The 12,037-nt window shown below is 32.8% G+C and carries 10 protein-coding genes; 7 read left to right on the forward strand and 3 right to left on the reverse strand.

From position 1 onward, the window contains the following. The first annotated feature begins 7 nt into the window (after positions 1-7). From DFQ09_RS06950 to DFQ09_RS06975, 6 genes are all read left to right on the forward strand, one after another. Entirely contained in the window at positions 8-991 is a 984-nt protein-coding gene (locus tag DFQ09_RS06950; protein WP_115808920.1) for a PorP/SprF family type IX secretion system membrane protein, read from the forward strand. A gap of 200 nt (positions 992-1,191) precedes the next feature. Next, entirely contained in the window at positions 1,192-6,063 is a 4,872-nt protein-coding gene (locus DFQ09_RS06955) for a PQQ-dependent sugar dehydrogenase (RefSeq protein ID WP_115808921.1), read from the forward strand. A gap of 232 nt (positions 6,064-6,295) precedes the next feature. Further along, positions 6,296-6,598 carry a ribosome hibernation-promoting factor, HPF/YfiA family gene (gene hpf, locus DFQ09_RS06960; protein WP_115808922.1) on the forward strand — a complete coding sequence of 101 codons (303 nt, stop codon included), beginning with the start codon at positions 6,296-6,298 and terminating at the stop codon, positions 6,596-6,598. A 3-nt stretch (positions 6,599-6,601) separates the two neighbouring features. Further along, positions 6,602-7,060 carry an arsenate reductase family protein gene (locus tag DFQ09_RS06965; RefSeq protein ID WP_115808923.1) on the forward strand — a complete coding sequence of 153 codons (459 nt, stop codon included), beginning with the start codon at positions 6,602-6,604 and terminating at the stop codon, positions 7,058-7,060. Between the two features lie 23 nt (positions 7,061-7,083). Next, positions 7,084-7,893 carry a DUF1853 family protein gene (locus tag DFQ09_RS06970; protein WP_115808924.1) on the forward strand — a complete coding sequence of 270 codons (810 nt, stop codon included), beginning with the start codon at positions 7,084-7,086 and terminating at the stop codon, positions 7,891-7,893. Then, entirely contained in the window at positions 7,872-8,459 is a 588-nt protein-coding gene (locus tag DFQ09_RS06975) for a pseudouridine synthase (RefSeq protein WP_245940319.1), read from the forward strand. The genes DFQ09_RS06970 and DFQ09_RS06975 overlap by 22 nt, the downstream gene beginning before the upstream one ends. Here DFQ09_RS06975 and DFQ09_RS06980 read toward each other — a convergent pair. Together DFQ09_RS06980 and DFQ09_RS06985 are read right to left on the reverse strand one after the other, a co-directional pair. Continuing rightward, on the reverse strand, positions 8,449-9,186 hold the full coding sequence (locus tag DFQ09_RS06980; RefSeq protein ID WP_115808925.1) for a hypothetical protein: 738 nt from the start codon (positions 9,184-9,186) through the stop codon (positions 8,449-8,451). The genes DFQ09_RS06975 and DFQ09_RS06980 overlap by 11 nt on opposite strands. A 97-nt stretch (positions 9,187-9,283) precedes the next feature. Then, positions 9,284-10,798 (reverse strand): DEAD/DEAH box helicase, encoded by a 1,515-nt coding sequence (locus tag DFQ09_RS06985; protein ID WP_115808926.1) that lies wholly within the window; start codon positions 10,796-10,798, stop codon positions 9,284-9,286. Between the two features lie 136 nt (positions 10,799-10,934). On the opposite strand from DFQ09_RS06985, the gene DFQ09_RS06990 reads away from it, so the two are divergent. Then, positions 10,935-11,501, forward strand: coding sequence for an ExbD/TolR family protein (locus DFQ09_RS06990; RefSeq protein ID WP_115808990.1), 567 nt, complete (start codon positions 10,935-10,937; stop codon positions 11,499-11,501). Here DFQ09_RS06990 and DFQ09_RS06995 read toward each other — a convergent pair. After that, positions 11,494-11,889 carry a 3D domain-containing protein gene (locus DFQ09_RS06995; RefSeq protein WP_245940320.1) on the reverse strand — a complete coding sequence of 132 codons (396 nt, stop codon included), beginning with the start codon at positions 11,887-11,889 and terminating at the stop codon, positions 11,494-11,496. The genes DFQ09_RS06990 and DFQ09_RS06995 overlap by 8 nt on opposite strands. Positions 11,890-12,037: the final 148 nt, after the last annotated feature.

Genomic DNA, 12,037 nt, shown 5'->3' on the forward strand with positions numbered 1-12,037 from the left:
TAACATTATGAAAAAATTCGCACTATATATTCTTTTTTTGGTCTTCGCAAACGGTTATGGCCAAGAATTAAATCTACCAGTATTTACACAGTATTTGGCAGATAACGATTTTGTAATTTCTCCTACTTATGCCGGAATTGGAGATAATCTAAAAATTAGAGCAAATGGATTAACGCAATGGGTTGGTATTAAAAATGCACCAGATAATCAATCTGTTTATGCTGATTTTAGAATTTCTAACCGTACAGGAGTTGGTATCTCAGCTTACAACGATAAGAATGGAAATACGCGTCAGAAAGGAGTTAAGTTTTCTTTTGCGCACCATTTGACATTAGATTATAAGACGAAACAATTTTTATCCTTTGGATTATCTTATAACATCAACAATTTTAGAATAGATATAGAAAATTTCAACACCACTTATGAAATACCTATTGTTGATCCGGCTGTTACAGACGATCGAGGCGTATCTAATAACAATTTTGATGCTGGCTTATTATACCGATGGAAAGCATTTTACTTAAGTTTTAATGCCAATAACATTATAAAAAAAGATACCGATGGATTTCTTGGATTAGAACCAAGTAGATTACTAAATTACCAATTATACTCTGGTGTCGTTATTAAAAGTCCAAACAATAAAGATGTAGAATTTGAACCTTCTGTTTTTTATCAAATGTTTGATAGCGATAGACGATCTAGTACTGATATCAATTTTAAATATAGAAAGTTCAATAGAAAAGGAGATTATTATTTTGTTGGAGGGTCATATCGCTTCCTTAACGATCAATTCTTTAAGCCTTTAAATGTAGGTCCAATGGCTGGTATTACATTTAATCAATTCTTTTTTGCGTATTCATATCAGTTAACGTTAAATGATTTGTCTGGTTTTAATTCAGGAACACATATGGTAACTATTGGTTTAGATTTTCTACAAGGTGCTAGTAATTGTGCATGTACAAAAGGAACGAGTCAGAGTTATTACAGATAGATTCAATTTCTTTTATATAAACTGATTACCAATTATTTTTTATAGAACACCTGTTTTCTAATTTACGCCTAATAAGTATAACCACCTCATTATGTTGTAATTATGCTTTAACCGATTAACTAACACATACATCGGAATTATTCATTTTTAAGATTATTAATTAGTACGTTTATTACGCTATTAATCATATTATCTTAACAATGAAAAATTATTCCCACAAGGAAACGTTTGGATCTGTGCTTTTTTTCATCAGGTCCAAATCGTTTAAGATTAGATCTGTTATAGTAATTTTTGGATCTTTATTATTATTTGGTGCCTTTCCTTACTTCAGCGGACAAGGTCCTGGTTTAACATTACAAGACCACGGAACTATTGGGCCATACGCAAATTTAGCGTTTCCTGACGAAGCTAATATTGATTTAAGCATATCCCATAGAATTGCTTACCCTAACTTAATATTTAACTCTCCTATTGTTTTTAAAACCGTACCCAACCAAAATCGAATTATTTTGGCGCAGCTAGATGGTGAAATTTATTGGTTTGATGACGATGAAGCAACCTTAACCAAAAACCTCTTGGTGGATTTAAAAAGTGATGTGGGAATCGTTCATGATGGTGGATTTCTCGGATTAGCTTTACATCCTGATTTTAATGCAGCTATAAATCCTAAAAACTATATCTACGTTTATTATACGTCTAAAAATAGTGCTGGTCAAAATAGTCCACCAGTGGGGTCTCACACAGGTCAAAGTTGTACGTGGAGTGAAGATAGAAATGAATACCAAGGGAACTCATTAATATTAGAACGTTTTGAAGTTAATCCTACAGATTTATCTTTTATAATAGGTTCTAGAACAAATCTTTTTGATATCAGGATGTATGGAACAACACACTATGGTGGTGGTATGGACTTTGGTGATGACGGTTTTTTATATCTAACTATAGGCGATCAAGCGTCTTGGCGAAGAGCACAAAATATAACTGATAATTTAAATGGAGGTGCTTTAAGAATTGATGTAGATAAAGATCCAACTAAAAGTCATGCTCCCATTCGAAAAAAACAAGATGTGGGCTATGCTGGGGAATCCTCAGGGATTAATTATTGGATACCAAACGACAATCCTTTTTTGAGTCCAGATGGCTCTCGCTATGAAGAATATTATAGTGTCGGATTAAGGAATCCCTTTAGAATGACGAAAGACCGTGTTACTGGAGAATTTTATATTGGTGATGTTGGATTAAGCTCACATGAAGAGGTTAATGTACTTAAAAAAGGTGCTAATTATGGTTGGCCAATATATGAAGGATTCGGGTTTCGTGATACCAATTGTGCTACGATGTTAGACGGTATGCCACACGAAAAACCTTTAACTGAGTTTTCTAGAAATGATGCCAGGGCTTTAGCTGGAGGTTTTGTCTATAGAGGATCAGCTATTCCTGATATATATGGAAAATACGTCTGTGCAGATTATACTAGAAATGGAATTTTTACTGTAAATACGATTTCTGGAGATTATGAACAGGTATCAATCTTACAAAATGTGATTTCATTTGGTGAGGATAATGATGGCGAATTGTATTTACTTCGACATGGTAATAATAGAAATATTCATAAATTAATAGAAGGTATCGATAATGGTTATGTGCCAATGCCTCAATTGCTTTCTAATACGGGAGTGTTTTCTAACTTATCTACTTTAGAAGTTATAGATGGGATTGTTCCTTATGAGTTATACGAATCATTTTGGTCTGATGGAGCTTTAAAAAGACGTTGGATTGCTGTACCTAATAATGATGGAGTGCATAGTGGCCCTGACGAACAAATAAAATATTCTGAATATAGTGATTGGGAATTCCCACCAGGAACAGTGATTATTAAACAATTCGATTTACAGGTAGATGACAATGACCCGTCAATTACTAAAAAAATTGAAACCAGATTTTCTATTGTCAATAAAGATGGGGGTTGGTATTTTTTAACTTATAATTGGAATGATGCACAAACAGATGCTGTATTACAAACCACAAGTCTAAATGAGCCTGTTACTATATCTACAGATAATTTAGGAGGAACGAGAACGCAAATGTGGCATTTCCCTTCAAATACAGAGTGTAGAGCCTGTCATAATGAGGTGAATAAAGGTAATCTAGGGCTAAAAACTAGGTATTTAAATACAGACTATACCTACGAGGAAACAGGACTAGAAAGAAACCAATTGGTAACTTTAAGCCATTTAGGTGTTATTGACCAGTCCGTTACTGACACCGATACAGAACATATAATAACAAATAAATCAATTGACGATCCGGTAGCTTCGTTAGAAGAAAGAGCAAGATCATATTTAGACTTAAATTGTGCTTATTGTCATAGACTAGATAACCCGATAAGAACTAGTTTCGATTTACGTTATTATAATAGTCTTGAAGCTACAGGAATATTATCAACAGGTATCTTAACTCCATTAGAGGTTGATCCTGATGAAAAAATAATTTACCCAGGTGATGCTTCAAAATCGGTATTATATCATAAAATTAATAGTGTAGACCAATCGATTATGATGCCTCCATTGGCAAAGTTCGAGATCGATGAACCAGGTGTAGATTTAATTGAAGCATGGATAAATCAATTAGATACCGATATAACAGATATTACCAATAACCCAAATCCTATGAGTAATTTGGCTCTTTTGCCATCAGCGATAGTATCTGGATCTGTTGGTCCTAACGCAGATGCAGGCAGAGGTACACCAAACGACATCCTATACGATCCAATGATTAAAGCTTACAAAACATATTCGCAATATGCAGAGTATGGATGGCCATATCAGTTTAATGCTGGTACTGTTGATGAAGCGAATGGATTCTTTTTAAATGTTGAATGGCCAAATCCAAAATTTGTGAATTATATAACTATTGGAGGTTCTTACAGTAGTCAACCACAAACAAATACAATGTGGCGTGTTAGTTACTTAAGAGAAGGGAATTGGATAACTTTAGACCAAGGTAAAGGAGGTTGGATAAAATCTGGAATTTATAAATGGGGAGGTCCTACTCAAACACCTATTTTTGCAGAAGCTATTAAAGTCGTTTTATATAGCGATGGAATTAATGACCTATATAGTAGCCATCTAAGAGGAAGGGGCGGAAATTCAGGTGTAGGAGATAACAACCCTACAAACCCTTATTACAATGATGTTAATACACAGACGAAGGCATCATTGTTTCAGTTTTTGCCTTATCGGAATAAAACGATTATAGAAAGCGTAGTTGCAGGAATTCAACAAACTACATGTGATGTATCTAATAATACCTACTCACAAGACTTAATTGTAACTTATACCAACCCTCCTACTACAGGATTTTTAGAAGTAAACGGTCAAAGTTTTCCTATTACAACAAGCCCACAAACTATTACTTTAACCGGACTAATAGCTGATGGTGAAGATATAGAAATTAAAGCAGATTTTACGGATGGTTATCAAAGTGTTTATTCAAGCGGTGGAACAGTATTTACAGCGCCCGAAAATTGTGTAGACTTAATCATTGGTATTGACGAAACTGTAATTATCGATGCAGATTATACGGTCTCTGCTGTTGGTAAAATAGACATATCTGAAGGTGGTAGTTTAACTATAACTGGTAATTTAAATATTATTGGAGACGTCATTTTAAATTCCATTTCTAATAAATTCTCAAGTTTAATTGTTGAAGGTACAAGTACAGGTAATATTACATATAAGCGACATGTTAACGCGAATAACAGTACTACTGGTAACGATTTAATAGCTACACCTGTCAGTGGACAGACCTTTGGTGATTTTGCAATAGATAACAACCAAAATTTATATGAAAACCCAAATGACACGACTCAGAAATTGTTTGGTCCATTCGATGAAATTAACGGAACCTATAGTATATACGAAACAGATACAAATGTCGCTACAATTTTAGAATTAGGAATTGGTTATAGAGCTGCAAGAGAAAGTTTAGACGATGCATTGTATGGTACTACTCTAGCTTTTTATGGGGGTGTTGAAACAGATGCTGTAAATAGAACTATTACGACTTCCGGATCTTCATTTAACGGATGGAATTTAATAGGTAATCCATATACCTCTTATATAGATTTTGATACGTTCTTTAACCATAATAAAAGCCAATTAAATGATGGCACATACCAAGCTATTTATGGTTATGATGGAAACGCATCAAATGGTTGGACCGTTTTAAACAATTTAACGACACAACAATTAATTGCACCGGGTCAAGGATTCTTCGTAAAGAGTAAATCTGGCGGCGGCTCTATCGAATTTACGCCAGAAATGCGTGTCGGTGGTTCTAGTGATGACTTTATATTGGGCAGAGGAGTTTCTTCTGCACATGTCGGTTATTTAAAACTAAAATCTAGTGCTACAGATTCAGAATACTTTACTGATATTTATTTTAACACCAATGCGAGCTCAGGTTTAGATCCTGGTTATGATGCCGCGTTGTATAACAGCAACATCTCCGAATTTTCAATCTATACGCATTTGGTAGAAGACAATACAGGTGTGCCATTTATGATTCAGGCTCTTGGTGACACTGCAATAAATAATAGCATTATAGCATTAGGTGTTCACGCCAATCAAGGTCAAGAAATAACAATTTCTGTTTTTGAAACGGATATTCCAGAAGCCACTAATGTTTATTTAGAGGATACTTCTAACAATACATTTACGCTGCTTAACGCTGGTAACTACACATTTACAGCAACGGATGACATATCTGGTACGGGCCGTTTTTATCTTAGGTTCGAAACAGACGTGTTACGTATAAATAACTCGATGCTTGAGGCTTTAAAAATTTCAACAAATCAAGCGCAACGAACCATTGAAGTTACAGGACAATTAGAGGAACAGACATCATTTATACTTTATGATATTCATGGACGAATTATGTTAACGAATGCTCTCGATATAAGGTCTACACACCAATCAATAGCTGTAAGTCATCTTAGCACAGGTGTCTATATTGTAGCTTTAGAAACGGTTTCAGGAGATATACGCATACAGAAACTAATAATTAGATAACACCCATTTTCAATCTAAATTTAAAAACGCAAAATCTCATATTGATTTTGCGTTTTTTTTTGTTCAAAATGTTTTTGAATTATAAATCTAAAGATGCGTGAATGCCTATTTTAAAGATTAAAAGCAAATGGTTATTCTAGTCTAAGAGGGATTACGTCAATGAATAATCCATTTAAGCTAAATCTATAATAGAACAATATATACCTTGTAATAAACTTTTAAAAACTATAAAATGGAAATATTATTTGAATATCACGATGTTGCAACAAGCGATCGATTAGAAGCACATGCAAAGGAGAAATTAGAAGCATTAGTAACACGATACGATTTTGTTATTAGAGCTGATGTATTTTTTAAAACAGAAAACACCACTAGCGATGACACAGGGAAAATATGTGGCATACGATTAAGTGCACCAGGACCAAGATTATTCTCAGAATCCTCTTATGATAATTTTTATGATGCCGTATCTAAAACAGTTAATGAATTATCGAAGCAATTGGAAAAGCGCAAAGATAAAATGAAAACATACTAAATAATGGGAGATATAATGGGAGTAATTAGCAGAGACAAAAATCAAATCAACTGTATATATGCCAATGAATCAGATTTTGGAAAACAGCTTGAGGGCTATTTAAAAGCCTCAGGAAAAGACATTTTAATGATTAATATTAATGAAACAATGCCAACTCCAACCCAATGGCAAGAGTTGGCAACTGATCTCAATATTGGGATTGATAATTTTCTGGATTTTTCAAAAATTAAAGACATAGACAACAACTCTAAGTTTGATGCCAATGATTATGTTACGATTTTAGAAAATAACCCTAAAGCATTTCAAGGAGCAATTATTATAAATGGTGAAAAAACGGCACATATTACAGCAGTAACTGAAGTCCTTAAGTATTTTGAAGCAGATAGTGCAAATATTAAACACACAGCACATAACAATGCTATGGATAGCAATAAAACGAACGACAAGGATAACTTTGTATAAAATAGTTATACTTTTATTCCCTAATGAATAGAAGCACACATTTAAGATATAAAGGCTACACAGAAACCCCTGCTCTCTTTAAGGATCTTGGCTTATCTGGTATCGATCAAGTTGAACTCAGTTCAGTATCTGATTTGATAAATGATGATTTTCAGTTTAAAAATCAGCGCTTAGGTAAGCTTGTAGAGGAATTTGTTTTTTATCAACTACGACAACAAACTACAGTGAGATGGATTGTAGAGAATTTACAGATCCAAAAGGAACGAAAAACCATTGGAGAATTGGATGCGCTTTATTTTGAAGAGAATAAACCCATCCATCTCGAAGTGGTTTACAAATTCTATTTGTACGACACCTTAAATCAGTATCAAGAGCCACTCGCCTACTGGATTGGTCCTAACCGAAATGATTCGCTGTGTTATAAATTAGAAAAGCTGAGGTCTAAACAATTCCCACTTCTTTTTAACGATGTAACCAGTATTCAACTTAAGGACTTTAATATTAATACCGCAGATGTGTCTCAAAAACTATGTTTTAAAGCACAATTGTTTTTACCTTATAAGAATTCTGATATAGCTATAGAACCGCTTAACAAAGCTTGTGTTAGCGGTTTTTATATCTCATTTTCAGAAATTTCAACTTTTAATACTTTACAATTTTATATACCTCAAAAATTAGATTGGTTGGTCGGTTGCCATAATGATGTCCCTTGGCAAGATTATGAAACTGCTAAAATTAAAATTCAAGAGGACGTTGAAGCTAAACGTTCCCCATTGGTTTGGTTAAAATATAATGAGACCAAACTTGTAAAATGCTTTATAACTTTTTGGTAATTATGAAAGCGCATAGCTACTATAAAATATACAAACCTTACGGATATTTAAGTCAATTTGTAAATCATCAGACTAAGCGGAAATCTAAAAAACTTTTAGGAGAATTATTCGACCTCTCAAATGATATTATGGCTGTTGGCAGGCTAGATGAAAAATCTGAAGGTTTACTATTACTAACTACAGATGGTAAGTTTAGCAATTATATAACGAGTTCGGCTATTGAGAAAGAATACCACGTTATGGTTGATGGTATAATTACTCCAGAACTAATTTCAGAATTAAGAAAAGGTGTTGAAATTTCTGTTGAAGGAAAAGCGTATAAAACAAAACCATGTAAGGCTGAAATTCTAACCGATACATCACATATTATAGAACGTTTTGTACGTGATGAACGTCATGGAATAACATCATGGTTATCCATTACAATTACCGAAGGTAAATTTAGACAAGTCCGAAAAATGACAGCGAAAGTAGGTTTGCCAACATTGCGTTTAGTGCGCGTTAGGATTGGAGATTATAAATTAGGAGTAATGAAACCTGCAGAGATTTTACCAATTAATTATTAGAAGCTTCTGCTGTTTCTTGAGCTGTTGTTTTCTCTGTAATAGTCACCTTTTCATTCTGGAAAATAATAGTTGCTTTTACACCCGTAAGAAGGTTCCATTCTTTAGAAGAAATCATATTACCTTTATCATCATATACAACAAATTCAGCGGTATTTGGACCAGATTCACCTTGATTTAAAGCCACAATATCGACGGTGTTTTTACCATCTACTAAATTTACTTCTACCCTTCTATAACTACCGGTCAGTAATAAATTACTTTTTACAACAGCACCATTTAATAAAATCTGAACGCGGTCACCATCAGGGTATTGATGATCTCTACAAACTATATTTACGAATTTAGTATCTACGCGATGTTCCCCAAGAAATTGATCTGACATTGTTCTTATAATACCACCTTTAACGGCTTCTTTTGTCCAACGCTTTTCATAAATTTCACTCGGGCTTTTTAAACCATCATCATCATCAGTCATTGAAAATGGTTTTTCGGTTTCTCTAATTACAAATTTTTCTTCACCTTCCTTAGAGCTGCCACTAGACTTTTCATTTTCCTTTTCTAGAATTGGTGCTACCTTAACTTTTACTAAAGCAGAATCGATTTTCTTCTTAGATACTTCTGCAGGAATACGAATGGATTTCTTCTCTTTATCCTTAATAACTTGGGCAAAAACCGTCGTGCTGCAGAAAATGCAGAAGATAAATGCTATGATATTAATGGTTTTCACTATTATATTTTTGTTTTAAATATTTGAGTAGTAAGTTACAAAAACCGTACCTATTTCAAATTAAAGATATAAAAATAGAAATCTTTACAAAAAAAAGTTAAAACTTCCCGTTAAAGCTAATTCTTAACTTTCTATTATACTCTTCAAATAACCAGTCTTTATAGTTTTGTGTACTATTCATAATACAATAACAGTACTGTTTTATTCGATAAGCAATTTCATCTTGAAGATCTTTAATTAACTCTCTAGCATCATAAACATCTTCACTATTATCAATACATATTTGCGAGTGTTGAGCAATAGAACGTTCAATTACAGTAAAAGATTTTTTACCTTCACTAATCACTTCTTTATACTCTGACTTCACATCAAAATTTAAGGTGTACGATTTTTTAAATTTCACTTTTAGTGAATCTGGCATAGTGTAAACAAAATCGCGCTCTAATAAATCATCATCTACAATGTTTTCTAAATAATAATCAGGATGCTTAAAAATGTGTTGCCAATCTACGGGTTGATTCCAAGGTCCAAAACGCGCTTCATTATTTCCTAGATCTATGACTTGAAACGATTTTCGATCCTTATAAATTCGGCTACCACGACCAATCATTTGAAAGTATAAAGTTAAAGAACGTGTTGCTCTATTCAAAATTATGGATTCTACTGACGGTTCATCAAAACCTGTAGTTAAGATACTTACAGAAGACAATACCGCATCTGGAGTATGCTTAAACCATTTTAAAATATCTTTACGATCTTGCTTAGTCGTCGTATTATCTAAATGCTGTACATTATAACCTGCCTTTTTAAAGGTATGATAAACTTCTTTAGAGGTATAAATTCCATTATTAAAAATTAGCGTTTTTTTGCCCTTCGCCATCTCTTCATAAGCCATCAACAGTTTAGATTGCATTAAACTATTAGTATATAATGCTTCTGAAGATTTCACCGTATAATCACCATTAATACCAATCTTTAAAGATGTAAGTCCAACATCATAATTAGAAACTTCCGCATTCGCAAGAAATCCATTTTTTATTAAGGTTGAAATATCGTCACCAACAATTAATTTGTTATAATTATCTTTCATTGGTAGTTTAATATTGCTACTCAATGGCGTTGCTGTAACACCTAAGATAAAACAGTTTTCGAAAAACTTAAATAGTTTTCTAAACGAATTGTAATGTGCTTCATCAATAATAACTAAGCCCACATTTTTTAATTCGAAATCTTTGTCTGATAAGCGATTATTTAAGGTTTCAACCATCGCTACAAAACATTGATAATCATCTTGGTCTGGAAGCGTTTTAACCTTACTATTAATTACTTTATTCTTAACATTAAAACCAGATAATACGTTAGAAGTCTGCTTACAAAGCTCAATTCTATGTGTAAGAATCATTACTTTTTTTTGATGCTGCTCAACGTAACGCCTAACGATTTCAGAAAAAATAACTGTTTTTCCTCCGCCTGTTGGTAACTGATATAGGAGGTTAAAATCATCAGATTCATCTCGCATTACATCAAAAATGCGATTAAGGTCTTTGATCTGATAATCATATAGACTTTTCTCAGTAGCATTTTGTTGAATGGTTCCGTTTTCTGACGACATAAAATAATTTTAGCACTTAGTTAATTTTGCAAAAATAGAACATTGTAAAGGTTTATGGAATGAATTGTTAACAAGATTTCACAAGATTGGTATCGTTATTGTGATTAACATACTATTAACATTTAAATCAAATATTATGAAATCATTTAGAAGACATTCTGCATCGGTCAATGCAGGATCCATGGCAGACATTGCTTTTTTGTTACTAATTTTCTTTTTAGTGACTACAACTATTTCTGCAGACAAAGGTATTTTACGAAAACTACCACCTATTTGCGATACAGCTGACTGTATAGCTAATATTCCCGAACGAAATTTATTACGAATTTCAATGAACGAAAATCAAGAAATTATGATTGAAGATGCTATTGTTCAATTGTCTGATGTTAAAAGAATAGTTGAAACGTTTATTGATAATAATGGAATTGGAAGTTGTGATTTTTGTGAAGGCAATCAATCCCAAGAGTCATCTGATCATCCCAAAGTTGCTGTAATTTCTTTACAACATGCTTCTTTAACTAAATATGAACGCTTTATTTCCGTACAAGATGAAATTACTAAAGCGTATTATGATTTAAGAACGCGCTATGCCAAAGAAATCTATAATAAAACACCAGATCAATTAACCAAAACTGGATTAGCAGACGTACAAAAAGCCTACCCTTTTCTAGTTTCTGAAATTATGCTAAAACGAACTAATTAGGAATTGAATCTTTTGCTTGAATACAGTATTCAATCTTGAGTTTCTTTTTGCCCCATTTTTTTGCTTTTTTCACATCGTTTCCCATATAAATATCGATGCGCTTTTTATAACGACGGTTCATTTTATCTTTAACGATATATAAACTATCAAATCCTTGAATTTTTACTTTGGTATTGTGAACTAAACCAGAATCTAATAAATCGCGAGACACAGCAATGTATCGTAATCCAGGTTTTAAACTATCGCCAAAAGCGGTAATACTTGGGTTAGAATTCGTTTGGTATGCTAAAGAGTTATAAGCAGTAGCAGTTACTTTTAAAGTGGTTTTATAACAAGTAGAATCTGTATTTGTTTTGCAAGTGTGCAAGCTAATACAGATTATCATCATAAAATAGAATCTAGTTTTCATTCCTATAAAGATACATTGAAAATCATTAAATTTTGTTAAAATGAATTATGTTATGCATAGTACTGTAACAAATTAATAATTTCATCGTCTATTAAGTATAACCAATTAAAAAACAACAATTATGAGA

Source organism: Winogradskyella pacifica (assembly GCF_003386275.1).
Classification (GTDB): Bacteria; Bacteroidota; Bacteroidia; order Flavobacteriales; family Flavobacteriaceae; genus Winogradskyella; species Winogradskyella pacifica.